Origin of the sequence: Pseudomonas sp. BP8 (assembly GCF_017875955.1) — a bacterium.
In the GTDB taxonomy this organism is placed as follows: Bacteria; Pseudomonadota; Gammaproteobacteria; order Pseudomonadales; family Pseudomonadaceae; genus Aquipseudomonas.
Map to the genome: position 1 here is coordinate 3,191,642 of NZ_JAGINK010000001.1, position 24,907 is coordinate 3,216,548.

General features: G+C 59.6%; 19 protein-coding genes and 5 pseudogenes. 8 read left to right on the plus strand and 16 right to left on the minus strand.

From position 1 onward, the window contains the following. The first annotated feature begins 41 nt into the window (after window positions 1-41). Window positions 42-1,292: an MFS transporter gene (locus tag J3B00_RS13940; RefSeq protein ID WP_209868061.1), complete on the plus strand. Its 1,251-nt coding sequence runs from the start codon at window positions 42-44 to the stop codon at window positions 1,290-1,292. A gap of 225 nt (window positions 1,293-1,517) precedes the next feature. Here J3B00_RS13940 and J3B00_RS13945 read toward each other — a convergent pair whose 3' ends face one another. From J3B00_RS13945 to galB, 3 genes are read right to left on the minus strand one after another with little or no spacing between them, the layout of a single operon-like run. Then, window positions 1,518-2,600, minus strand: coding sequence for a 4-oxalomesaconate tautomerase (locus tag J3B00_RS13945; protein WP_209868062.1), 1,083 nt, complete (start codon window positions 2,598-2,600; stop codon window positions 1,518-1,520). 2 nt (window positions 2,601-2,602) lie between these two features. After that, window positions 2,603-3,319 carry a 4-carboxy-4-hydroxy-2-oxoadipate aldolase/oxaloacetate decarboxylase gene (locus J3B00_RS13950; RefSeq protein ID WP_209868063.1) on the minus strand — a complete coding sequence of 239 codons (717 nt, stop codon included), beginning with the start codon at window positions 3,317-3,319 and terminating at the stop codon, window positions 2,603-2,605. Further along, entirely contained in the window at window positions 3,316-4,092 is a 777-nt protein-coding gene (gene galB / locus J3B00_RS13955) for a 4-oxalmesaconate hydratase (RefSeq protein WP_209868064.1), read from the minus strand. Before galB ends, J3B00_RS13950 begins: the two co-directional genes overlap by 4 nt. 119 nt (window positions 4,093-4,211) lie before the next feature. Here galB and J3B00_RS13960 point away from each other — a divergent pair, with 119 nt between their 5' ends. After that, complete coding sequence (locus tag J3B00_RS13960; protein ID WP_209868065.1) at window positions 4,212-5,405, plus strand: LysR family transcriptional regulator; 1,194 nt, start codon at window positions 4,212-4,214, stop codon at window positions 5,403-5,405. A gap of 42 nt (window positions 5,406-5,447) precedes the next feature. Here the strand turns inward: J3B00_RS13960 and J3B00_RS13965 are convergent, their stop codons facing one another. From J3B00_RS13965 to J3B00_RS13980, 5 genes and pseudogenes are all read right to left on the minus strand, one after another. Further along, on the minus strand, window positions 5,448-6,710 hold the full coding sequence (locus J3B00_RS13965) for a gallate dioxygenase (RefSeq protein WP_209868066.1): 1,263 nt from the start codon (window positions 6,708-6,710) through the stop codon (window positions 5,448-5,450). A 21-nt stretch (window positions 6,711-6,731) separates the two neighbouring features. Then, window positions 6,732-8,081: an aromatic acid/H+ symport family MFS transporter gene (locus tag J3B00_RS13970; protein ID WP_209868067.1), complete on the minus strand. Its 1,350-nt coding sequence runs from the start codon at window positions 8,079-8,081 to the stop codon at window positions 6,732-6,734. 329 nt (window positions 8,082-8,410) lie between these two features. After that, window positions 8,411-8,607, minus strand: a pseudogene (locus J3B00_RS26605) (integrase); the annotation flags it as partial. 192 nt (window positions 8,608-8,799) lie between these two features. Beyond that, window positions 8,800-9,261, minus strand: coding sequence for a type II toxin-antitoxin system YhaV family toxin (locus J3B00_RS13975; RefSeq protein ID WP_209868068.1), 462 nt, complete (start codon window positions 9,259-9,261; stop codon window positions 8,800-8,802). Continuing rightward, window positions 9,261-9,578 carry a type II toxin-antitoxin system PrlF family antitoxin gene (locus tag J3B00_RS13980; protein ID WP_209868069.1) on the minus strand — a complete coding sequence of 106 codons (318 nt, stop codon included), beginning with the start codon at window positions 9,576-9,578 and terminating at the stop codon, window positions 9,261-9,263. The genes J3B00_RS13975 and J3B00_RS13980 overlap by 1 nt, the downstream gene beginning before the upstream one ends. A 160-nt stretch (window positions 9,579-9,738) precedes the next feature. On the opposite strand from J3B00_RS13980, the pseudogene J3B00_RS26885 reads away from it, so the two are divergent. The 3 genes and pseudogenes from J3B00_RS26885 to J3B00_RS13990 all read left to right on the plus strand — a co-directional run. Next, a pseudogene (locus J3B00_RS26885) lies at window positions 9,739-9,912 on the plus strand (DUF6555 family protein); the annotation flags it as partial. Between the two features lie 36 nt (window positions 9,913-9,948). Beyond that, a complete protein-coding gene (locus tag J3B00_RS13985) occupies window positions 9,949-10,107 on the plus strand; it encodes a hypothetical protein (protein ID WP_209868070.1) in 159 nt (52 codons plus the stop codon). 16 nt (window positions 10,108-10,123) lie between these two features. Beyond that, window positions 10,124-10,309: a DUF2188 domain-containing protein gene (locus J3B00_RS13990; RefSeq protein WP_209868071.1), complete on the plus strand. Its 186-nt coding sequence runs from the start codon at window positions 10,124-10,126 to the stop codon at window positions 10,307-10,309. 27 nt (window positions 10,310-10,336) lie between these two features. On the opposite strand, the gene J3B00_RS13995 is transcribed toward J3B00_RS13990, so the two are convergent. The 5 genes from J3B00_RS13995 to J3B00_RS14020 all read right to left on the minus strand — a co-directional run bounded on the left by J3B00_RS13995 (window position 10,337) and on the right by J3B00_RS14020 (window position 17,924). Beyond that, the gene (locus J3B00_RS13995; RefSeq protein WP_209868072.1) at window positions 10,337-11,872 is read right to left on the minus strand and encodes an IS66 family transposase; all 1,536 of its coding nucleotides are present in this window, start codon (window positions 11,870-11,872) and stop codon (window positions 10,337-10,339) included. A 63-nt stretch (window positions 11,873-11,935) separates the two neighbouring features. Further along, the gene (gene tnpB / locus J3B00_RS26610) at window positions 11,936-12,271 is read right to left on the minus strand and encodes an IS66 family insertion sequence element accessory protein TnpB (protein WP_232893846.1); all 336 of its coding nucleotides are present in this window, start codon (window positions 12,269-12,271) and stop codon (window positions 11,936-11,938) included. Then, window positions 12,268-12,588 carry a transposase gene (locus J3B00_RS14005; protein WP_034111071.1) on the minus strand — a complete coding sequence of 107 codons (321 nt, stop codon included), beginning with the start codon at window positions 12,586-12,588 and terminating at the stop codon, window positions 12,268-12,270. The genes tnpB and J3B00_RS14005 overlap by 4 nt, the downstream gene beginning before the upstream one ends. 813 nt (window positions 12,589-13,401) lie before the next feature. After that, on the minus strand, window positions 13,402-17,505 hold the full coding sequence (locus tag J3B00_RS14015; RefSeq protein WP_209868074.1) for a CheR family methyltransferase: 4,104 nt from the start codon (window positions 17,503-17,505) through the stop codon (window positions 13,402-13,404). An 86-nt stretch (window positions 17,506-17,591) separates the two neighbouring features. Beyond that, a complete protein-coding gene (locus tag J3B00_RS14020; RefSeq protein WP_209868075.1) occupies window positions 17,592-17,924 on the minus strand; it encodes a hypothetical protein in 333 nt (110 codons plus the stop codon). Between the two features lie 289 nt (window positions 17,925-18,213). On the opposite strand from J3B00_RS14020, the gene J3B00_RS14025 reads away from it, so the two are divergent. Further along, window positions 18,214-18,594, plus strand: coding sequence for a termination factor Rho (locus J3B00_RS14025; RefSeq protein ID WP_209868076.1), 381 nt, complete (start codon window positions 18,214-18,216; stop codon window positions 18,592-18,594). Window positions 18,595-18,901: 307 nt separating this feature from the next. Here J3B00_RS14025 and J3B00_RS14030 read toward each other — a convergent pair. Next, a pseudogene (locus tag J3B00_RS14030) lies at window positions 18,902-19,090 on the minus strand (general stress protein); the annotation flags it as partial. Window positions 19,091-19,356: 266 nt separating this feature from the next. Here J3B00_RS14030 and J3B00_RS14035 point away from each other — a divergent pair. Further along, window positions 19,357-19,743, plus strand: a complete 387-nt coding sequence (locus J3B00_RS14035) for an NUDIX domain-containing protein (protein ID WP_209868077.1) — start codon at window positions 19,357-19,359, stop codon at window positions 19,741-19,743. A gap of 6 nt (window positions 19,744-19,749) precedes the next feature. Here the strand turns inward: J3B00_RS14035 and J3B00_RS14040 are convergent. Continuing rightward, a pseudogene (locus J3B00_RS14040) lies at window positions 19,750-20,554 on the minus strand (OBAP family protein). A gap of 139 nt (window positions 20,555-20,693) precedes the next feature. Then, a pseudogene (locus J3B00_RS14045) lies at window positions 20,694-21,940 on the minus strand (SDR family oxidoreductase); the annotation flags it as partial. 384 nt (window positions 21,941-22,324) lie between these two features. Here J3B00_RS14045 and J3B00_RS14050 point away from each other — a divergent pair. Continuing rightward, window positions 22,325-24,892, plus strand: a complete 2,568-nt coding sequence (locus J3B00_RS14050; RefSeq protein ID WP_209868078.1) for an EAL domain-containing protein — start codon at window positions 22,325-22,327, stop codon at window positions 24,890-24,892. The last annotated feature ends 15 nt before the right edge of the window (window positions 24,893-24,907 follow it).

Below are 24,907 nucleotides of genomic sequence, written 5' to 3' on the forward strand. Positions count from 1 at the left end.
CCTAGACTTCGGCTCGCAATGAAGATTGGGAGATCTGTGCAATGACCGACTGTGTATGTAAGACCGTACCCGACCGCCATCCCGGCGTCGGCTCGGATGTTGAGCCTGCGACCCCCGCGTGGATGGCCGTTTTCTCGTTGGCAATGGGGGTGTTCGGCTTACTGACCGCTGAATACCTTCCGGCCAGTTTGTTGACGCTGATGGCTACTGACCTGGGAGTGTCCGAAGCGCTGGCCGGCCAGGCGGTAACGGTGACAGCAGTGGTAGCGCTGTTCGCCGGATTGTTGGTGCCGGGCCTGACCCGTGGCATCGACCGACGTTGGGTATTGCTGGGGTTTTCCACGTTGATGGTCGCTTCCAATCTGTTGGTCGCCGTTTCCTCCAGCTTCGCAGTGCTTTTGTTGATGCGTATCTTGCTGGGTATTGCCCTTGGCGGGTTCTGGAGCATGGCGGCGGCGGTAGCGATGCGCTTGGTGCCGAGTGCGCTATTGCCCCGGGCGCTATCGATCATTTTCAGCGGCATTGCCATCGGGACGGTCGTTGCAGTGCCGCTGGGCAGCTATCTGGGCGGGCTGTATGGCTGGCGCAGCGCGTTCTTCGCAGCAGCGGCGGTAGGCATGGTGACCCTGGCTTTTCAGTTGTTCACTCTGCCGCCCCTCGCGCCGCGCCGGCCGGCAAGGCTGCGCACTGTTTTGGAGGTGTTGCAGCGCCCAGGCATCGCCGTGGGGATGTTCGGTTGTGTGCTGGTGCACAGCGGGCACTTCGCGATGTTCACCTATGTTCGGCCATTCCTTGAGGGGACTACCGGCATTGGCTCGCAAGGGCTGTCACTGATGTTGCTGGGGTTCGGTGTGGCGAACTTCGCCGGCACGCTGTTGGCCGGGAAGCTGCTGGAGCGCCACCCGCTGGCCACCCTGGTGTTGATGCCCGCACTGGTCGGTGTTGCATCACTGGCGTTGGTGCTGTTGCCAGCCTCGTTGCCGGGGCAGGCGGTACTCCTGGCGATCTGGGGCTTGGCCTTTGGCGGTGTGCCGGTGGCGTGGTCGAACTGGGTTGCCAGTGCGGTACCTGACCAGGCGGAAAGCGCCGGCGGCATGGTGGTGGCATCTGTGCAATCCGCCATCGCAACAGGCGCCGCCGCTGGCGGTGCGATGTTCAGCCTCGGTGGCAGCGCAGGCGTATTCGCCGCAGCGGCCGTGCTGATGCTGCTGGCCGCGTTGCTGATAGCGCTGCGTGTCCGCGTGCCTTCTGCCCATGGCATTCGCCAGCCAAAACCTGCGTTACATGTTTGACTAGCGCGTTGATCAGCGTGACGGTAAATATCGACTACTCCCCTGAGGCCCTGACAGGAATTTGGCCGGTAATGTCCATCATGTAGGTTCTACGCTTGAACAGAATGCCGGCTCCCTGAGGTATTGCCGCTGAGGTGCAGAGAACAGAGTAGCCGGTCAGACAGGTATTTTTCACGCTGTTGTCAAGATTGCCTGGCGCTGAACGCTGCTGCCAGGGCGAGGTAATCAGCCCCGTCCACACCAGATATTGCGCTCAATGCACACGAAACCATCAAACAGCAAACGCGCCGTCCTCACCAACCCGCACCCCTTGATCACGCCGCGTTTCAAGTTGATTTCCACCGTAAATTCACCACTCGGGTGCTCCACCGCCAAACGCTGACGATCGCCGCCGGACGTGCTGGCAATGGCCTGTGCGAGCGACCCTTCAATCAAACAGGCCGTGGCGACACTCACCGCGCCAAACACCCCAATCGACGCATGGCAGCGGTGCGGGATGAACGAGCGTGTATTGACCGTGCCGCCGTTGCGCGGTGCCGACAGCAGGCACATCTTTGGCACATTGCGCTGGCTGACATCACCCAGTTTCATGCGTGGGCCCAGTTGCAGGCGGATGGCTTCCAGGCGCGTTTTCAGGGCACTGTCGGCCTCCAGCGTTTCGCACGGCTCGTAGCCGGTCACGCCAAGGTCTTCGGCGCGCAGCAGCACCACCGGCATGCCGTTGTCGATGCAGGTCACTTCCACCCCATCGACCCGGTCGCGGCTGTTGCCGGTGGGCAGCAGGGCTCCGCAGCTGGCGCCGGCCACGTCGGCAAACGTCACCACCAGCGCCGCCGCACGGCCCGGCACGCCATCAATACGGGTATCGCCGGCATACTCCACCTGGCCATCGATGGTCGGCACCTGGGCCACGGCGAGCTGCCCGGTGTTTTCCATGAAGATGCGCACCGGTGTGCTCGAGAGGCTGGCGGCCACCAGGCCGCGCTCGATGGCGAACGGCCCTACGCCGGCCAGAATGTTGCCGCAGTTCTGCCCATAGTCCACCCGCGCTTCGTCCACCACCACCTGCGCGAACAGGTAGTCGACGTCGGCGTCCTCGCGCTGCGAGGCGCGGATGATGGCGACTTTGCTGGTGAGCGAGTCGGCGCCGCCGATGCCATCAATCTGCCGGGCATCGGGCGAACCCATCACCGCCAGCAGCACGCGGTCACGCAGCGGGCCAGGGGCGGGCAGGTCGTCATGCAGAAAATAGGCACCCTTTGAGGTGCCGCCACGCATCAGCAGACAGGGTATGCGGGTCTGGCCCATGTTCAGCCTTCCAGGTCAGTGAGGTGCTCGACATAACGCAGGCCCTTCGCCGACAGGCGCGGACGCATCTCGTAAATGTCCAGGCCAAGCTCGCCGGCGGCCAGGCGCAGGCGTTTGCGTTCTTCCAGGTCGGCGCGCTGGGTGGCGGCTTCGAGTACCGCCTGGGCTTCGCAATGGCGCACCACCACGACGCCGTCGTCATCGGCAACCACGATGTCACCGGCATTGATCAGCTGACCGGCACACAGCAGCGGCAGGTTCACCGAACCCAGCACTTCCTTCACCGTGCCTTGAGCGTTGATGGCGCGCGACCACACGGCAAAGCCCATGTCGCGCAGTGTCTGGCTGTCGCGCACGCCCGCGTCGATCACCAGGCCGCGCACGCCGCGGGCCTGTAGCGAGGTCGCCAGCAGGTCGCCGAAATAGCCATCGCTGCAGGGTGAGCTGGGCGCCACCACCAGTACGTCGCCCGGGCGGCACTGCTCCACGGCAACATGGAACATCCAGTTGTCGCCAGGGGCCACCAGCACGGTTACCGCGCTGCCAGCCACTGCCACGCTTTGCTGGATGGGGCGCACGGCGGTATTGAGCAGCCCCTTGCGACCTTGGGCCTCATGCACCGTGGCCACGCCCAGCCGGCCCAAGGCATCGATCAGTTCCTGCTCAACACGCGGGATATTACGCACCACGATGCCGGTCTTGCCGATCAGCCCGCTCATGCCAGGTTCTCCGTCACACGTGGGAACACGCTCTGCAGGCCTTCGGCGTAGACGATGTTGCGTGCGCTGGTGATGCCCACGTTACGCTTGGCCTGCACGCCGCGCTGCAGGGCGACGCGGGTGTAGTACTCCCAGAGGTGTTCCTGGCCGGCCATGCACTGGATGGCGGCATACTTTTTGTCCCACACCGGGGTGATGTCCAGGAAGGTATCCGGGCGCCATTCGCACTGCTCGGGCTGGTGCGGTTCAAAGGCGTACACCGGTGGTGCGCCAACGATCTTCTCGCCAGGCTTGTAGCCTTCGGCCTGGGCGATGATGCGGGCTTCCTGGGCCAGGTGCATGGCCAGTGGGTGGTCGTAGTTGTACGGGTCTTTCAACGAATGGCTGAGCACGAACTCCGGTTGTACCCGGCGATACACATCGGCCAAGCGGAACAGGGTGTCCTTGTCGGCGCGCATCGGGTAGTCGCCTATGTCGAAGAATTCCACGCTGGCACCGAGGATTTCGGCCGCCGCCATGGCTTCCTCACGGCGTGCATCCTTGACCTTGGCTTCGGTCATTTCACCCTTGCGCCATAGCTTGGCAGACTCGCCACGCTCACCGAACGACAGGCAAACCACGTGCATGGCATAGCCTTGCTCAGCGTGTAGCGCAATGGCGCCACCGGCACGCCAGACAAAGTCGGCGGAATGTGCGCTGACCACCAGGGCGGCTTTTTGTGGGGTATTCATTATTGGTAGGCTCCTGCAGTGGGGGTTAACGCAGGATGTCATCGGCCTGGGCGAGGCACTAATGCGTTCACTTGCAGCGGCTATGCGTTTTATTTATTGCCTGGCAAGCGGGGTAGAGGCATAGTCGCCGCAGTCACATGCCGAGCGCCGGGGGAAGCCTTATGAACGACGTCGAATTGCCTAACCTGATGCAAGTACGCGCGTTCATCCGGGTAGCCGAGTTGGGCAGCGTTTCGCGGGCGACGGAGGTGTTGTTCCGTGCTCAATCCGTGGTCACCCGCGCCATCGCCGAGCTGGAGGCGCGGTTCGCTGTCCCGCTGTTCGAGCGCCATGCCAATGGCATGCGCCTGACCGACTATGGCGAGTGCCTGCTGCCGCGTGCACAGCGCGTGCTGGCGGAACTGGACGGCGTGCCGGGGGTGCTGGGCACCGCGCAAGGCGAGCCCCTCTACCTGTTTCAGGCGCGGCGCCTGCAGGTGTACGTGAAGCTCTGTGAAACACGGCACATGCAAACCGTGGCGCGGCACTTCGGCCTTAGCCAGCCGGCCGTCAGTGCTGCTTTGAAGGTGCTCGAAGGCGGGTGCGGGCAGCCCTTGTTCGTGCGCACGTCGCGCGGCCTGCAGCCCACTGTGGCCAGCCGGGACATCCTCTTCCCCATCCGCCGGGCGCTGAACGAGTTGCGCCACATGGACAGTGACCTGAGCGCGATGCAAGGCACCTTGCGCGGGGTGGTGCATGTCGGCGCGTTGCCCTTGGGCCGCTCGCGCATTCTGCCGGAGGCCATTTTGCATTTTACCGCCCAGCATCCACTGGTCCGGGTGGTGACCAACGAAAGCCCGTTCGACCTGCTGGCAACCGAGCTGCGGGTAGGCGATGTGGATTTTGTGCTGGGCGCCTTGCGGCCACACGACTATGCCAGCGACCTGGTGGGCGAGCCGCTCATCAACGAGGAAATGGTGCTGCTGGCCCGCCGGGGGCACCCGCTGTTGCACACACACCTGACGCTCAAGGGTGTGCACCAGGCGCGCTGGGTGTTGCCGCGGGCCGGCTCGCCGGCGCGCGGGCTGCTTGATAACTGCTTCGCCGCCGCGGGCCTGGCAGCGCCGTGGCCGGTGGTGGAAAGCGCCGATCTGGCGGTTATCCGGGGCCTGCTGGTGCGTTCAGACATGCTGGCGGCGGTGTCCGCGCACCAGTTGGCTTACGAGATTGCCAGCGGCGAGCTGCAACGCCTGCCGCTGGCACTGCCCGGTACTGCCCGCGCCATCGGCCTCATACAGCGCAGTGGCTGCCTGCAGTCACCGGCGGCGGCCGCGCTGATGGCCTGTATCCGTCAGGTGATCATCGAGCATGCCTGAGCCGGACTGGGGCCTTAGAGAGGGCTCAACGGGCTGTGTCGGTCAGCTGGACGCTTTGCCAGCCACCGAGTAGCGAACCTGCTGATTACGGGTCTTCATGAAGTCTTCGATGCTCTGCCCACGCATGGCGGCGTAGATGTCCAGGTTGGACACACCCAGCACGGCGCCCAGCTTCTCCAGCACGAAGAAGATCACCCCGTAATGGATCAGCCCGCGCCAGTCGCGGCGGCGCAGCAGGTCGCTTTCCTCTTCGCTCAGGCCCCCCTCGCGGTACAGCGCTTCGGGCTCGCTCAGGAAGCGCTGGCGCCACTGCGGCTCGATCATGCGATGCAGGAACTTGTTCAGGCGGTAGCCTTTGGCACTGCGTTCCAGGGTGTAGGGGTAGGTGCCTTCGAGCTGTTCCGCTCCCGCCAGCTGATGCTGCATATGCTGACGGTGACGTTCGTTGACCGGCGCCGGTAGCGCCTGGTCGCGGTTCTCCAGCAGCAGGGTGGCGATGCCGGTCATCGACGGCAGGTAATAGCTCTGGTGCTTGCGCTCGACATTGGCAGACAACGCGCCACGCATGATCAGCCAGGTGATCACCTCGGCGCCTTCCATGCCGCCGAGCGTGGCGTACTCGGCCAGCGTCATCTCGGTAAGGCGCTGCGGGTCGTTCACCAGCAGCTCGAGGAACTGCGCGTCCCACTCAGGGTTGTTGAAGCCGCAACGCTCGCCATGCACCTGGTGTGACACCCCGCCGGTGGCGACGATCGCCACCTTGAGGTCCTCGGGGTAGCTTTCGATGGCGCGGCGCAACGCCTGGCCCAGCTTGTAGCAGCGTCGCGCCGTGGGGATCGGCAGTTGCAGCACGCCGACCTGCAGCGGCACGATCTGTACTGGCCAGCTTTCATCGCAGGGCAGCAGGGCCGACATGGGCGAGAAGAAGCCGTGGTCCAGCGGTTTGTCGCGGAAAAAGCTCATGTCGAACTCATCGGCCATCAGGCTCTGGCCGATGTGTCGCGACAGCGCCGCGTGGCCGCCTACTGGCGGCAGGTCCCGTGGGTTACCGCCTTCATCGGCCACGCCGTATTGCTCGTCCACGCCCAGGGTGAACGCACTGTAATGATCAAAGAAGAACGAGGTGACATGGTCGTTGAAGATGTAGAACAGTACGTCCGGCTGGCGCTGCTGCAGCCACGTGCGGATCGGCTCGAAGCTTTCGAAGATCGGCGCCCAGGCCGCTTCTTCCTGTTTGTCGTGGTCGACTGCGAAGCCGATGGTAGGGGTGTGGGAGACGGCCAGGCCACCAATGATACGAGCCATGCGAAAGTCCTCTGTTACAGGTTACGGCGCGGTTACTGCGGGGGTCGTGCGCAGCCGGGCGTGGCCGTTGGCCAGGATCGCCAGGGCAGCGGCGAATGCCGGCAGGCCGAGGAGGGTGAACAGCAGCGGCAGGCCCAGCCCCAGGCTGAGCACGGCACCACCGATAAGGGAGCCGAAAATGGCTCCGAAGCGCCCGATACCGAGCATCCAGCTTACGCCGGTGGCGCGGAACTCTGTCGGGTAGTAGCCAGGGGCGAAGGCGTTGAGGCCGGTCTGCGCGCCGCTCATGCAGAACCCGGCCGCAGCCACGCCCATCACCAGCAGGCTCGACTCCAGGCCCAGGGCGCCCAGCGAGACGATGCACAGGCCGCCCAGGGCGTAGGCGATGGCGATGACCCGGTTGGGGTTGCGCCGGTCCATGATCCAGCCGACCACGATTGCGCCTACTGCGCCGCCGATCTGGAACAGCCCGGTGATGGTGGCGGCGCGCTCGATGGACAGCCCGCCATCGCGCAGCAGGGTCGGCAACCAGCCCATGGTCAGGTAGATCACCAGCAGGCCCATGAAATACGTCAGCCACAGGGCCAGGGTGCCAAACCGGTAGCGCTCGCTGAACAGCTGCCGGGCCGGTGCCTTGTGCTGTGTGGTCGGCTCACTGACGGTAAAACGGGTGCCGGCAGCGAAGCGGCCGCCAAGCTTGGCCAAGGCTGACGCAATCTGGCTGGCCGGCGCCTGGCGTGCGGCAAGGAAGCGAGCGGACTCTGGCAGCAGCCACCACAGCAAGGGCAGCAAGGCCAGTGGCAGCAGGCCGCCGGCCAGCAGTACCGATTTCCAGCCGTGATGAGGGATCAACCAGGCGGACAGAAAGCCGCCCAGCCCCGAGCCCATGTTGAAACCGGTAAACATGATGGTGATCATCAGCGAGCGGTTGCGTGTGGGCAGGTATTCGGCGAGCAGGGTGGTGCAGTTGGGCATAGCCGCACCCAGGGCAATGCCGGTCAGCAGCCGTAATACGGCCAGCTCATAGGGGTTGCGGGCGAAGGCGCAGGCCAGGCTCAGCAGGCTAAAGCCGCTGACCGCGATCAGCAGCACTTTCTTGCGGCCCATCCGGTCGGCGTACGGGCCGGCGGTCAATGCACCGATGGCCAGGCCGACCATGCCGGCACTCATCACAGGGCCAAAGGCGGCGCGCGACAGCCCCCAGTCCTGCATCAGCGAAGGGGCGATAAAGCCCATGACGGCGACATCGAAGCCGTCGAATAGCACGATCAGGAAACACAGCGACAGGATCAGCCACTGGTAGGCAGTAATGGGGCGGTTATCGATCCAGTCTTTTACATCGATAGGGGCATCGACATGAGGCTTGAGCATGCGTGGTCACCTTTGTTCTTGTATTGGTGTGACATCCGTCTGGTTTCAGTGAGGCTTCGAAAGCGCTACCGCCCAGCAGAAATCACCCCGCCGGACTACGGCGTGATGGCGACTCTAATCCCATGGTCCAGGCAGCGCCTGCGGGATTTCTTTAATGAGATATCTATTTTTTTTATCGAGCACCTCTTGGTGTCGAGGTCGTCTCACGCTGTGCCGCTAGGCAGCAAGCTGTTGCCTTGCGGAGGGCGTCAGGTGCTGCCGGCACGGGTTAGCTGGGAGTTTCTTGTGAGTTGATGGCGGTTCAGGAGAAGACAATGGTTGAGCGCCTGCCGCCCCGGCAGTATCACTAACAGGCGCATCGCGATGCTTATGCTGCTGGGGCTCTGCTCAGGCGTAGCAGAAACTCACCCAAATCGGCCGGCCGCTTGATCGCCGGGCTACTGGTGATCACATGGCGAAACTTGAGCTTATCGGTGTTGCTCAGCGCCACGTTGCGTTCCACCCAACCAGGACCCTCAGCGAAACCAGAGGCTCATTACAGGCTGTCAGGATCCCCAAAGAACATTTGGACATTCATATAAATCAAATGGTTATGAATGAGAAATTGGATTTGTACCCGCAGATGTACCCCTTTCAACAGCAGTTACGAGTGGATTCCAGTGGACGCAACGAGGAGGGATCGGTTTCAAACGTGCAATCCCTCACCCACTTGCGCAATTTATGCTCTGGGCTCGTCCCAATCGCTACGCGTCGCAGCCGTCAGCGCATCCCAGTCATCAGGAGGGTTGCCGCGGCCCAGCATCTTCTCGAATACGGCGTAGGGATCGGATTTGCTGCCTGCGGAGCGTAGAGTGTTTTCGTCGTTGACCCATGCATAGACGATGACCCTGGACCTTGAGTCATAGCGAAAGAACAGCCGAAAGCGCCTGCCGATTTTTGCACGGCGCCAATGTCGGTAGGCGGTGCCCAGCGTATTGCCTTGGCGGAACTCATCACGGCCCGGATCGGCAGGCACAGCCTCCATGATCAGATGGCTCAGTGCCCGAAACAGCTTGACGTTGGCGTTGCTCTCAAAACCTTGCGGATCGTTCTGCTCGGCCCGGGCGGCGGCTTCTTGCAATTTGCGTAGCTGTAAAGTCACACCTTCATGGAACAACAGTGTCCAGCCATGTCGCAGCATCAGATCGCGACCTCACCATCGATATCTTCGTCCAGGTTTACGGAGTGGTTTGCGTTGGCGAGCATGGTTTGCGCCAAGTCTTCCGGTAGGGTGGTGAAGTTGCGTCCGCTTCGGATATCAGCCTCCAGCAAACCCAGGAACGCACCGATGGCAGGGTCTTCGTGGGTGGTTTCTACGCGGCTGACCACGATTTCGCCCCCGCGTACGTCGAATGCGATCTTGCCACCAGTGTCTATGCCCAAAAGCTGGCGAACGGATTTGGGCAGTGTGACCTGCCCCTTCGAGGTTAGCGTCGCGATTTCGTGGATGGCAGGCATGAGCTTTCTCCCGGATGTACATATTGAATGGTAAGGAATAATCCTTACATGGTCAATCTTAGTTTTCTGCTGATCAAGCATAGGCGGGGAGGATGCTCAATAGCGCCGCAGGGATGTGTGACACCACTTCCAGGGACATGGGTATGCAGAAGGTCGGGTAGGACGAGGGCATATTCCAAGATTTAGTCAGCAGAAAATCAAGCTGGTCAGTCGACCGATGGCCGAACGCTACGGCATCGCTATGGTGAAGTGGCGTCTCGCTGGCGATGGCCCCGAGTTCGTTCCGCAAGCTTTCGATGCTGGGAAGTTCGCGAGCGCCGAAACAGGTGGCTGAAGCCCCTATTCGTTCCACTTGCCTGGAGGTGTGGCTATGCAGCCGAAAACTGAAGGCTCCGAAGAAAAGGGGCCTAGTAACGTGCCTTTCATCAACGATCCGGAAAAGCCTACGTCGCCACCTTTGAATGACGCTGATGCCACGGAGGCAGCCGAGGCAGAGGAAGACATTCAGGATGACGGCGAATCCAGTTAGCCAAGAGGAACACACGATGGACAATTACCACCTCAGCCCGACATCAGAAGGATGGGAATTGAAGAAAGCCGGTGCTGAACGCGCTTCCAAACGAGCGGCGACGAAGCATGAGCTGGTCAACGCCCTTGCGGATTTCTTTGATGGCAAGACAGCGTCGGTGAAGATCCACAAAGCGGATGGCACTATCGAAGAGGAACGGTAAGCGTCCGCCCAACTCACCTTGCGTAAGTTAGGCAGACACCCACTGATGCGGTAACAGTTGCCCGATCTCACTGGCCCGTTGCGTCGGCAACCGCGTCAGTACATCTTTGAGATAGGCATACGGATCATGCCCATTCATGCGCGCCGATTGGATCAGGCTCATGATTGCAGCTGCTCGTTTGCCGCTGCGCAACGACCCGGCAAATAACCAGTTCGAGCGCCCGAGTGCCCATGGCCGTATCTGGTTTTCAACTTGGTTGTTGTCGATGGGCACAGCACCATCGTCCAGGTAGCGCGTCAGCGCTACCCAGCGTTTCAGGCTGTAGTCGAGGGCTTTGGCCGTGGCTGATCCGTTGGGCACCAGGTCGCGCTGGGCCAACATCCAGTCATGCAATTTTTTACTGATCGGTACCGCCATTTCCTGACGTATTCGCCAGCGATCTTCATCACTCATGTCCCGCGCCTGGCGTTCCACCTCGTACAGGCCGCTGATCGAGTGCAACGCCTGTTCGGCTAGCTGACTTTTGTTCGCCACATGCAGATCGAAAAACTTGCGACGGGCGTGGGCCATGCAGCCGATCTCAGTGATGCCTTGCTCAAAACCAGCTTTATAACCAGCGAAGTCATCGCAAACCAGCTTGCCGTTCCAGTCGCCCAGGAAGTTACGCGCGTGTTCGCCAGCACGGCTTGGGCTGAAGTCGTAGACCACCGCCTTGAGCGCCGAAAACGGCGTCGTGCTGTAGGCCCAGACATAGGCTCGGTGGGTTTTCTTCTCGCCCGGCGCAAGCATTTGCACCGGCGTTTCATCAGCGTGAATCACGCCCTGGTTCAGAACGGCTTCACGCAGTGCATCGACCAGCGGCTGGAGCCGCACACCGGTTTGTCCGACCCACTGGGCCAGGGTCGAACGAGCGATTGCCAGCCCCGCGCGGCCAAAGATTTTCTCCTGCCGGTACAGCGGCAAGTGGTCGGCAAACTTCGCCACCATCACGTGGGCCAACAAGCCTGCGGTCGGGATACCTTTGTCGATAACCTGCGCCGGCACCGGCGCCTGCATCAGTATCTCGCACTGACGGCAGGCCCATTTGCCACACACATGTTGCTCGACAGTGAACACGCCCGGCGTGTAATCCAGCTTCTCGCTGACGTCTTCGCCGATGCGCTGAAGTTGGCAGCCACAGGCGCACTGAGTGTCTTCGGGTTCGTGACGAATCACTGTGCGTGGAAACTGCGGCGGCAATGGCGCACGTTTCGGAGATTGCCGTGGCTCGGCTTGTGGCGAAGCTGGAAGGAGCTGTTTCAGTTCTGCTGCGATAGCTTCAAGGTCTGTGTCGAGCAGGTCGTCCAGCAAGCTGCCTTGCGCCGGGCTGATTTGCTCGCTGCGCTTAGCAAACTTGTGGCGCTTGAGCAGGGCGATTTCGAACTTGAACTGTTCGATGAGGATTTCATCGTTCTGGATCTTCCTGCTCATCGCCTCGACTTGGGACTGCAACTGCAGCGCCTGTGCCGCTAAGGCACGGAGCTGTTCCGGGGTCATCTGGTCGAGGTTGGGCGAGAAAGTCATGCCGCCGATTGTGCCAGAGCAGGCCCGAAACGACGACAAGCAGACCGGTCAAATGGCCGGCGATTACAGCATGCTGATCACGCCACCCGTACCGACTCGCTGCCACGGCAAACCCAGTACCAACGCCTGGAGTTGTTCGCTGTCGAGTTCGACCTCGCAGCCGTGGCGAATTCCGGGCCAGTGAAACTTGCCTTGGTTCAGTCGCCGCGCCGCAAGCCAGACGCCCACGCCATCGTGCACCAGTACTTTCATCCGGTTAGCCCGACGATTGGCGAACAGATAGGCGCAGTGCGGCTTCGCCGCACCGAACACTGCGATCACCCGGGCTAATGCGGTTTCGGTGCCGGCGCGCATATCCATCGGCTCGGTGGCCAGCCAGATTGCATCGATGCGGATCATTGAGCGACAGCCCGGATAAATTGCGCGCAGCCCTCGGGATCTGAGGTTGGCCATTTCACTGTGATCACTTGGCCGGCCATGGGCAACTCGATGATCACTGACGCTTCGGCTGGCCGTTTAGGTACGGCTTTTAGCGGGACGAATGCCGGTAGTGAAGTCGCTGCGGGCTGGTCTCGATAGAGCGGCATCCATTTTCGGATGACGTTGGCATTGATGCCGTGGCTGATGGCGACACTTGAGACAGTGGCCCCAGGTTGCAGGCATTCCTGAACGACTTGGGCTTTGAACGGTTTCGGATAAGAGCTTCGTTGGCGCATGGAAATCCTGGCGATAAGGGCGATCGCGTCCGCTTAAAAATACGCGGACACCATCGCCCTTAAAGCTGGAGTTCGGAAGGTGAGTTCGCCGGACGGTTACGGTTCTGATGCAGAAAGGCCGGGTCAGGGTAAGGCCGATCGCGATCGATGGATTGGGAGGATCAAGAGCGCTTACCTCCCGAAGCGGGTGAACAGACGCCCCATTCTGATGAAAGGCGTACAACTGAAGCCCGACTTCGACGAGTTCGTACGCCACTTGTTTAGCTGCAGGCACTCCTGAGCCTCGCCCGCTTCTTAAGTTTAGGTGCAGATACCATCTGCCTCCGAACGGATAAAGGACATGGTCATTGAAGAAAAACGCTCCCGGTAAGGTCTCGCAGCAGGGCAGAATTTTTTAACAGGCATAGGAGTTTAACCTCAAAATTAAAACGCCTGAGGGAATGATCATGGACCTTTATGGGCTATCTAATCTAGAAATTCTCCAGCTGATAGAGCGCGCGTTTCTACCAGATGTCTGCAGGTGCACGTTAGCTGGAGACCTCCTGAGCTTGAGCCTTACGAGCTATCGCGAGCCCAAAAAAAGTGTTGCGCTGCAGGCGGTTGATTCACAGGTCCTTAAATCCGCCCGTGAAATTGCCGGTTTGATTGCAGATGCACGGATTCAACTCGCAGGACGGACGGCAGTAGACGTGGTGCACGTAGCTGTTTCTGTAGAAGTGGGGCCACGGCGCGACCCGTAGGCCGCCCTGGCGATAGAGTACGTTGCGGTTCGGCGGTGCTCACGGCTGAGCCTCAGTGGAATAACATATGAATTTACGAAATGCGTAATCCTTCGATAGTTTCTATCAGTACCTCATACTGCACAGGCTTGGTCAGGTGCTGATCAAATCCGGATAGAGTAGAGGATACCTTGTCACCATAGCCCGAAAGAGCGATGGCAGGCGTCTTCTGCAAATGGTTGATCTTGCGCAGTTCACCAACCAGTTGATGCCCGTCCATACCCGGCATGCCAATGTCCGAAATAATGACATCGTAGTGGGTAGCTTTGGCGTGCTCGACCACTTGCAAGGGATCATGAAATGCTGTTACCACAGCTTCTTCCATTTCAAGTAACTGTCTCATGATGTCCACTATTTCGGTCGAGTCGTCGACGAGCAAAATCTTGATGCCATGCAACCGCGCAGCTTGCACCGGACTCTGGGAAGGCCCATTGACCGATGACTGAGCACAGAGCGGCAGAGTGACGGTGAAGGTGCATCCAAGGCCGATACCTGCGGAAGTGGCCGCAACGCTTCCGCCATGGGCTTCAACCAGCTGACGAACCAAAGACAAGCCAATGCCAAGGCCTTCCCGCTTGTGCGTGGAATGCTGATGCGTGGCTTGACTGAACAGGTTGAATACACGATCCAGATCCTGTTTCGTCAGCCCGACCCCGTTATCGACAAATTGCAGTTTCACCGTGTCGTTCACTTGCTTGACAATAATTTGGATGACGGGATGCGCTGCGCTGAATTTCAGGGCATTGTTGAGTAAATTCCAAATCACTTGTTCAAGGCGCGTGACATCGCCGTTCACCCAGCAGTCACCCCTGGCCTCAGACTCGATCTCGAGCGTGAGGCGGCCTTCAGGACATTCGCTGGAGGCGACGGCAAAGATATCTTCCAGGATGGCCGTGATTTCAACCGGCTGCTTTTTGAGTTTCAGTTTGCCTGTGCGAATACGGGCGACGTCCAGCAAGTCGTCAATGATTCGCGCTTGGCTGGCAACCGCATCACTGATGGTATCCACGGCCTTGCTGGCGCGCTCCGCTGCCCGAACTGCGGGTACGCGTCGCAAGATTTCAGCATTGAGCTGTATCAAGTTTAACGGGTGCTTCAGCTCATGAGACATCACGGCGAAAAACTCGTCTTTCATGTGACTGCTGGTCTGGGTTTCTTTAAGGATACGGCTTTGCTGCTCTTGCATGCGCTTGTGGCCAGTGAGGTCGCGGGCGATTTTTACATAACCGGTGAGTGAGTCACTTGTCAAAGTGGCGACTTCGCCACTGCAGTAGAAGCGTTCCCCCCCTTTACGCACATGCCAACGCTCGTCTAAGCAGCGGCCCTCCAGGTGGGCCTTGCGCAGCTCCTCTGCCGGTACGCCGCTGGCGCGGTCTTCGGCGGAGAAGATCAGCTCGAAGTATTTGCCGATAACTTCCTCTTTGACATAACCAAAAATCATCTCTGCGCCCGTGTTCCAGTCGCTGATCATGCCGTGTTCGTCCATGACAATGATGGCGAAATCGTGAGTGCTTTCCGCTACCAAGCGCATGCGTTCCTGCCCCAGTCGCAGGCTTTCTTCAGCGGCGCGGCGCTTGGTAATGTCGATGAACGTCAGGACCGTCCCATTGATCAGGTTTTCGTTTGACCGGTACGGCAGCAAGCGGGCGATATACCAGCGCTGGTTGTTGCTGGGGACTTCGCGTTCGATGATATTCAACGTTTCAAATACAGCCGCCGCATCGTCGGTCAGCTGCGGATAATCCAGCCGGTGGGTAATGTCGAGCAAGGAGCGGCCCGTGTCGCTGGCCAACATGTTGAAAATGTCGGTGGTACGGGGCGTGAACCAGCGAATGCGCATGCTTTTATCGACAAAAATGGTCGCGATGTCGGTGGACGCTATCAAATTGCTAAGGTAGTCGTTGACTTTGTCGGTTTCTTCGACTTTGGTCTTCAGCTCGTAGTTGACGGTCAAGAGTTCTTCATTGATCGACTGCAGCTCTTCCTTGCTGGTTTCCAATTCCTCCGTGGCTGAGCGCAGCTCTTCGTTGATGGCTTGGGCTTCCTCGTTCGAGGCTTTGAGCTCCTCACTCGAGACTTCCGACTGTTCAATGGTCTCCTGAAGCTGAAGTTTGGTTTGATGCAGTTCCTTTTCCAGCACGGCCAAGGCAGGGTCGTCCGCGCTCGACGATGCCTCATGCCGCTCAGGCGAAGACGGCGGGCCAACCTGAAAGACTACCAGGAACACGTCATGATCGGTGGCTTCGTCGCGGTATGGCTCAATGAGCACGCGTACACGTTCGTCGCCGAGTGTCGCCACACGCGAGCTCACGCGCTTACCGCTTTGCTGGGCCTGGTAAAGCGTGGTGCGCAACTCCAGACGCAGCGCAGGGTCGATCAAATTGACCAGATTACGGGTAACTTCACCGGCGACATAACGCAAAAAGCGCCCCACCCCGTTGTCCAAGTGCAGAATATCCAAATTGCCGTCGACCACCAGGCTGGGCGGCTGGATGCTTTCCAGTGCACGCCGATGGATATCGGCGAAGGAAATTTTCCCGGCACGCTTGGGCACCACTGGCACTGACTCATCGATGCCGCTGCGCACATAGCCTGCACGTGGAATGGTAGGCGAACGCCGTTCCGTACTGCTGAGCTTCGCGCGATAAATACGATTGCGCTTATCAATGGCGACAAACAGTTCAGGACACACATCGGCGGACTCGGATGAGCCCAGAAACAGGTAGCCACCGGTGCGAAGCGCGAAATGGAACATTTGAAGGATTTCACGTTGAACTTCGCGGTCCAGGTAAATCATCAAGTTGCGGCAGACAATCAAGTCGATTTGCGAGAACGGCGGATCCGCCAGGATGTTGTGCTTGGCAAACAATACGGCATCGCGCACTTCCTTGTTGATCCGGTAGTGCGATCCTTCCTTGACGAAGTAATGGCGTAAACGCGTAGGTGGGACGTCGGTCAAAATGGCTTCGGAGAACTGCCCCGCACGGCCTTTGGCAATGGCGCGCTCATCCACGTCGGTGGCGAACAGCTGAATTTTGCGCTCGCTGTTTTCCAGCGACTGATGCTCCATTGCCAAGATCGCGAGGCTATAGGCTTCTTCACCGCTCGAACAACCTGCCGACCAGATGCGAATCTCTTCTCGCTGGGAAGGGTTCTGAGGCTTTCGTGCAAAAATTTCGCCGAGAACGCTTCGTTCCAAGGCTTCAAACGCTTCGCGATCTCGAAAGAAATTGGTGACGCCAATCAACATGTCGCCTAGTAGCGCTTTGGCTTCTTCGACATGCGCTTCAATGTAATTGAGGTAGGCGGACAGGTCAGCTTGCGTGGTCACCTGCAGGCGACGCTCGAGTCGCCTCAGCACCGTCGCGCGCTTGTAGTGTTTGAAATCATGCCCGGTGCGGTTGCGCAGCACACCGAGTATTTGCCCCAGCAGGTGTTCATCGTCATATTCGGGGGAAACCACGACGGCGTCGCAAGGCTGGACGGCATTGGAGGCGGGCAGTCGAATCGTTTGAGCGTTGCGCCACAGATCGAGCAGTTTTTGTGGCATTTCGGCAACTGGCAATATGACATCCACCAACTGCGTTTCGATAGCGGCCCGTGGCATGCCATCGAATTCCGCATCCTCCGGGTTTTGCACAAGCGTCACGCCGCCTTGCTCTTTGATTCGCGACAAACCCACCGCGCCGTCCGAACCGGTTCCCGATAGTACCAAACAAAATGCGCGGTGCTTGTGAACGTCTGCCAGGTCTCGAAAGAACAAATCGATGGCGACATGAGTCCCCTGAGGCCTGGTTGCAACATTGGCCTGCAGGTAGCCATCGTTCATCGCCAATTGCCTGGCAGGCGACAACACGTACACGTGATTAGGCTTGATCTCGCAACGCCCGGTCACCTGTTGAACGGGCATTTTGGTGCTCGAAGCGAGAATTCTGTCAATGACGCTTTCGTGATCGGGGGAGAGATGTAGCACCACCACGAATGCCATACCGTTATCGGCTGGCATGTTCTCGAGAAATTTCTTGAGCGCCTGGATGCCCCCCGCCGACGCACCGATGCCAACCACCGGAAATGTCAGCTCGCTTGGCACGACGCCTTTGCGCTGCGGTAATGCGGTTTTGTTGTCGTCAGCGCTCATAGCAGGATTCTCATCGGAAGGACAAAAGCGGCCAGTCTAGTTCAGCCCGACGCGCAAAAAAACAGGCGTGTAAGGACGGCCCTTGTTCAATCGTTGAACGCGAGCGTACGCACGTGATAATGCTCGTCGTTCGTGGCGGCCGGTGCCGGCGTCAGGGTGTGCGCAACGTCGTTGCTGGCCGGGGGCTCAGGGAAGTCCCCGTCGATAATAGCGAGGTGTTCTAGTGCTTCTGCGTAGCACTGCAGGGCTGAAGCTTTCAGTCTTTTATAGCGTTCGAACTGCTCCGCATCCAATTGGGGGTGAGTCAACATTTGTTCCGCTTGCTGGATGCGTCTATGCGCCTCGCCGAACATCCGTTGATTCTGTTCAAGAGCAAGGGCTCGGCATCGTTTCAGTTCATTCGCTTCATCAGACTGCATCGCGGCGCTCTCCACATAATACCCTTTAACATGTGACTGGGTGCGCCTCAGTGGGTGCTATGGAATGTGTTCGAAAATTTGAAACGTATGAGCGCTTAACGCATCGATTTATTCAACCCTCAGTTGCATACGGGTTGGGCATGCAACAGAAGCGAATAGGCGACTGAATATTCCTCAAATCAGATCCCCTAGGGAAAGGTATCTGGTGCAGCCGTTTGTCCAGTTTTCGGCACTCTGCCGAAGGGCAGGTGTTCAACCGTTCACCTAGAGCCTTTCAGGAGTGACGGTCATGCCCCGTGGAGACAAAGACAAATACACCGAGAAGCAAAAACGCAAAGCTGAACACATCGAAGAAAGCTATGAGCACAAAGGCGTTTCCAAAGATGAAGCAGAGTCCCGCGCTTGGGCCACTGTCAACAAACAGTCCGGTGGCGGAGACAAAAAGGGCGGTTCGGGCAAGCACACGCCGGCGAGCGAGAAGAAGACCGCGCGCTCAGATTCGGCCAGGCGCGCAGCTAAAATCCGAGAGGGCCACGCACGCACCTCGGGATCTTCACTGCAAATCCAGACCAAGGAAAGCCTGATGAAGGAAGCCCGCAGCAAAAACATCAAGGGGCGCTCGAGCATGTCCAAGGCGCAATTGATAGAGGCGCTGCAAAAACACGGCTGAATCGCCAGCATGGGGTGCTGCAAGGAGTTTGCATGACGGGCGCCGTTCGCTCACCGTGGTGAAAGCATGCAGTAAATTACCTGCTTGAACGGGTTGTTGCGCGGGTCCTTCCATTTGCCCGGTCCAAGCGTCCCGTGCCAGCTTGCGATCTAGCAGCGCAGGAAAGAAGAGCGTGCCTATTTAATTACAAGGCTCCAGCGCGTCGATGAGAGAGGGCACTGATCAGCCCACGCCAACGACCCGAGCTGATCAGCCATGCCAGCGTGAAGCCAGGTCAGCATGCTGACCTGGCCTCGGTCACGCGAGGTCATTCACTCTTGCGACCACCACCGTGGCTGTGCTGGCCGCCAACGCGGCCGGCTTCGGATGCACGTTCACGGTCATTGGCGAAGTTGCCGCCTGAAGCTTTCCCCCCTTTGCGCCCGGCCTCGGACGCCTTTTCCCTATCGTTTGCAAAATTGCCTGGGTTGTTTTGAGCAGTGCCGCCTTGATTGCCACGGTTACTTTGATTGTTAGCCATGATCTTTCACCTCATGTCAGCACACAGGAAAGTCTGTGTTCAACTCGGACGGTAGGCGCGGTGCGATTGTCTCGGGTGATGTGGACATTTGCCGATGAGTTGCACCAAAGATAAAGTCGGCAATCTGTTGCGCTCAAATGCTTTGGCATCAATGTATTAGGCAACGTCAACACGCTATTGGTTGAACCTGCGCGATGAGGAACCAGTCCATCGTCATATGAGAATGGTGAAAGGAGGCGGGCATGTCCAAGCCAGGCAAGCTCAGGTCAAGAGCAACCGTGCTGTGCTTTCGTGGGGCCAAGGTCTTGTTGGTGCGCCGCAAATCGCGCAAATGGAATTTTCCAGGGGGCGGCGTCAAGCCGCACGAGGCCGCGCTGAATGCGGCCATTCGCGAACTCCAAGAGGAAACAGGCATTTGCCGAGAGCGCCTGGTACCGCTGTGTACCCTTCGTGCGGGCGATATTGTTCATCACATCTTCACGATGCAGATCGATGAGCGAGACCACCCCGTGCCGCAAAACGAGATCGTGGCGTGTAAGTGGGTGCAGCGCGACAAACTGGCACCGTCCCTGCTCAAGCCCGCTGCTGCCGCACTGCTGGCACGAGAGCTACCGGCACTGATCGCCTGACACGGCTCAAGGACTTGAGCGGCTGTTGGCATCGTTTGGCGTCGGGGACGCGGCAGGGCTATGCACATGCTGGCCGGTCGGGTCAGTGAGCTGAATGATTGTGCCATGCTCCCAGCCGTTGGCTGCGGGGTCGACAAGGGGGATTCGGTATATCCGCTCGTTGGGCCTTGCTCCTGCGAGTATCCAGCTGCAGTCGCTGGTTACGTTGCCGAACCATGGCTGGGTCGGCCTGCCCATCTGCCGTGAACCCCATCATCAATCGCGGCACGCCCAAGGGCAGACGCTTGTCCTGATCGGTATGCCAGGTATGCCAGGTTTTGCCATACGTATGGGCCAGCCGCTCAATCAAAGCGTGTTCGGCGCTTGCAGGGATGTTGGGTGCGCTCAACTGCCCGGATGACACTTCATAACCGTGGCTGTGCCACATGGCCTTTTCAGCGGCAGGCAGTTTGGCGAACAGGCCGGCATCGATGATGTACTCGACGCCCATGATCTTCGCGTCTTTGGTAGTGCCATCGTAGATCACGCATTGAATGACATCCTCGTTGAGGACAGCGCAGTAATGATGGGCCTCCATTTGTGCGTCTGGCTGACCATTATAGAAATGAAACCCGTTGAGGTAGGCATTGAGGGCATCGCTCGGGGGCTTGGCCTGAAGCACCGCAGCGCCTGCTTCAAGCAGCTGGGTGCCTGCGGTTTCGGGCCTTCCAGGTGCCTCTACGGGAGACTGCGTGACAACACTGCCGCAGCCCCAGACAAACAGGCTGCAGGCAACAGGAAAGACAGCGCGGAAGGCTTGGATTGCGTGCATGGGGCGTTTTCCAGGGTAGTGCGCGTCTCGCCGGGCGAGACGCGTGATGAACAATGAGCGTTATCTTTCAGTGCGGTTGCGCAGCAGCGCGTAGGCGCAGGCGCCCACCAGCAACGGCACGGCGACACCCGACGGGGGCTTTTTGCTGGCCTTCACGCCATCCGCCATGTACCTGGCGCTCGCCGCTTGGCGGGGCGAACAGGTTTCCCGATGAAACACTGGCGGCGGGGCTGCGGCTCAATCCGAGACGGGCCTGCCAGCCTGCCATATGGCCAAGCCCTGGAACGATGTAGCTGGCCAGGTGTGCTATGCGGGCTGCGCTCCCCACCGTCGTGGATGCCCTCGGTGTTATCGCACAGTTCACCATCGCCTTGGCTACGCGCTCGGGGTCATAGATTGGCCCTGGCGGCTTGAGTGCATGCCCGGTGTAGTTGCCACCGTCACGATACCCTGGGGTATCCATCACGGCGGGGTAGATATCGCAGACATGAATATCTGCAAACTCGGCGAACTCGCCGCGCAGTGCTTCGGTCAGGCCACGCAAGCCAAACTTGCTGGCGGAATAAGCAGCGGCATAAGGTTGAGCGACCCAGCTTCCCAGCGACAAGGTATTGATCAAGATGCCGCTTCGCTGCGCCTTGAAGTAAGGCAAGGCCACATAGGCGCCGCGCAAGTAGCCGATCAGATCGGTCTGAATCACTTGCTCATGGGCTTCAGGGGTGTTTGGTCGAAGCGCCCCACGGCACCCACACCTGCATTGTTGATCCATATATCGATGCGGCCTTTGCCGAATTCGGCGGCGCGCGCTGGCAACGCCTGCATATCCGCGCTTCGGGTAACGTCGGTGGTCACCGCAACGGCATCGGTAGCGCACTCGGTGCATTCATCGAGTACTTCGAACAGGGCGTTTTCATCGCGTGCAGCGAGGACCAGGCGTGTCCCGTTGCAGGCAAACGCATGCGCTGCAGCGCGGCCAATGCCACTGGATGCACCGGTGATAACCACCACTTTTCCACGCAGTGGTCCCGTGAACGTTTTGCCGTTTGGCTCGCTTAAGGGGTGATCAGCCTCCGGCATTTCATCGTCCACACTGGAAGCAGATACATCAGCCTCGATTCTCGACAGTTCGAGTGCCGTCCCGTCGACCAGCTTCAACGTGAGGTTTTCAATGCGACCGGCAAGCCGATCGGGGAATACCGGTTCACCCTCGGCATCCAGGCTGTCATAGATGAACTGCTGCCCGTCGAGCCAGCCAACGGCGCTCAGCAGCTCGGGCCCCAGATAATACTTGCCGTCCAGAAAAAAGCCTGCAAATTGATGCGCACGTTCAACGTTCTCGACGCAATAGCGTTCCCCTGGCTTCATACCCGTTGCTTTATCGATCATGGCTGACACCTCTGCCTGGTTTCAATGGGTTATGGCGTGGGCATTGCCCAAGCGCATCAGCCATCGGACTGCTCTTCGGGGGGCACCTGATCGTCAGGCGAATCGGGAGCCTGTTGGCCAGGGTCGGGCTTGGGCGCGGGTTCACCTGGGTTCTGAGGGACATCATCGACATACGGGACGTGTTCGTTGGGGGGCTGCCATGGGGTGGCTCCTATGCAGTAGATTTGCCTTCCATTAGGCAGCCGTTATGCCCTGGCTGTTCCATCTGATTGTTCGGCATCCGCGGTGGGCATGTGCAATGCGCAGGCCACCGGTTGTCATTTTTACCGATCGTTCTTCTAGATCGGGCAGTCAATTGAAAGAATCCCTGCTGATGGTGACTGAATGGACCCGATTTCTGACAATGATCTGTCGACGCGCAGCCATGTGGTCCGGCAACTGATCGTCGTGTTTACCGGCCTGTTGATGGTGGTACTGATTGTCGGGTTGGGGGCTCTCTACCGGATTGCCGGGTCGCTTGATCAACGCGAAATGGCGCAAAGCCGTTTTCATGCTGAGTCTGCAATGGCCCAGCTACAAAAAAATGAGCGCAGCTATATCCTTACCCACGCCATCTGGCAGTCTGCATTTGACCATCTAGGCCGCGGGGTCGATGTGCAGTGGGCTTTTGATGAAGATAACGTTGGCCCCACGCTGTTTACCGCTGACGGTTATGTGGGCGTGTTCGTACTCGATGATGACGGCAGCCGCTACGCCATGGTCGATGGCCAATTGAGCGATGCATCATTCGCCCAATACAGCCCCCAGGCTGACCTGATCCTCAGCGAGGCGCGGCAGGTTGCTGCCAAGCAACAAGCCACTTCAGGCTATTTCCAGTTTGGTGGGCAGCCGGCACTGTACACGGCTGCGGTAATCCAGCCGCCCTCAATGCCGCATCATCTACCGGCGCCCCGTGCGGTACTGGTATTTGTCCGGCGTCTCGATACCAGCCTGCTCGAGCCTTTGGGCCGTGCTGCTGGCCTGTCTGGCTTCGCCGTCACGGATCGCATGGCCGCGGACGGGGCGAAGGGTACGCTGCCGCTTGAGGGCAGTGATCATACGCTGACGTGGAACATCGAACGCCCGGGCAGTGAGCTGGTGTCCACCGTGGTGCCTGCGCTGGCCTTGGCGGGAGTGCTCATTGGCTTATTGATGACGCTGTTTGCCCGTTATGCCATCCGCGCCAGCACGGGCATGGACCGCAGCCATGAACAACTCGCGGCGTCCAAAGCGGCGCTCGAGACCAGCGAGGAGCGGTTTCGGGCTGTGGCCGAAGCGTCATCCGACTGGATCTGGGAAACCGATGCCGACTTGCACCTGAGCTATCTGTCGGCGCGGTTCGCTGAACTCACCGGGCACAAGGCAGACGCTTGGCGGCATCGACCGATTACCGAGCTGCTCGATTGCGACACCGCGCAGCTTGAACACTGGCTGCACGGCCTGGCTGCCAGCCACGCTACGGGCAGCTTGCGCTGCCAGTATCATGATCACCTGGGCCAGCAGCGTATTTGCCGCATTGCGGCACGGGCAAGCTTCGATAGTGGTGTCTGCAAAGGGTTTCGTGGCACCAGCAGCGATATCACCGACGAGGTTGCCGCCCATGCACAGATACAACACCTGTCGCTTCACGACGCCCTTACGGGGTTGCCAAACCGCAACAAGCTCTTTCGATTCCTGGAACAAGCGGGGCAAGGCGCTGTGCCCCAAGCCATCGCGCTGATCTTGCTGGACCTCGACAATTTCAAGCCCATCAATGACAGCTTGGGCCACCCGGCCGGTGACGCTGTGCTGATCGAGGTGGCGAGACGCCTGGGTGAGATAACGCGCGACACTGACTTGGTAGCACGCTTGGGGGGAGACGAATTCATCATCGTGCTCTCGCGCCCCGGGCAGCGCGGCGACATGGACCGCTTTTGTGCTCGCGTCGTGGAGTCGTTGCAACAACCCATATTGGCTGAGGGCCATTCGGTGCAGGTCGGGGTCAGCCTGGGTGTGGCACTGTCAGCGGAGTACCCGGGCACCTCCAGTGACCTGATCCGATACGCAGACATTGCGCTGTACAGCGCCAAGTCTGCTGGCAAACACACTTGGCGTTACTTCTCTGCGCAGATGAACGAGGCGCTGCTGGAAAAGCGCGTGCTTGAACGCGAATTGCGCGAAGGCATCGGCCGTGATGAGCTCGTGCTGCATTTCCAGCCGCGCTACAAGGTCGATGGCACAACGGTCGCCTCGGTAGAAGCGCTGGTACGTTGGCAGCATCCGCGTCAAGGTTTGTTACGCCCTGATCGCTTTATTGCGTTGGCCGAGGAATCCGACCTGATCGTGCAGTTGGGCAACTGGGTGATCCACGACGCATGTACCAAGGCCAAGGCCTGGCCAGTGGCAATCATGGTCTCGGTCAACATGTCACCCGCGCAGTTCAGCCGTAGCGACGTGGTACGTGATGTCGCCGAGGCGCTGCGCCAGACAGGGTTGCCTGCCCATCGCCTGGAACTGGAGATCACCGAAAACGTGATGCTCAACGACGTCGAAGGCGCCTTGCAGACCATGAACGCACTGAAGGAGCTGGGCGTTCGGTTGAACATGGATGACTTCGGCACCGGTTACTCTTCGCTGGGCTATCTGCGAACTTACCCGTTCGACAGTATCAAGATCGACAAACGTTTCGTTCAATCCTTAGGCAAGAGCGCGAGTGACCGCAGCGTGGTTCAGGCCATCATCAATCTGGGCAATGCCATGGGCATGACGGTAACCGCCGAGGGCGTTGAAACCGCCGAGCAACTGGCCCTGCTCAGCGATGATCAGTGCCATGAAGTGCAAGGTTTTCTGCTCAGCAAACCGGTCGACAACGACGCCCTGATACGGCTCATGCTCGCTCGACAGCCGAGCGCCGAAATGCCCCGCTCAGGTTGAACGTAAAACCTTCCG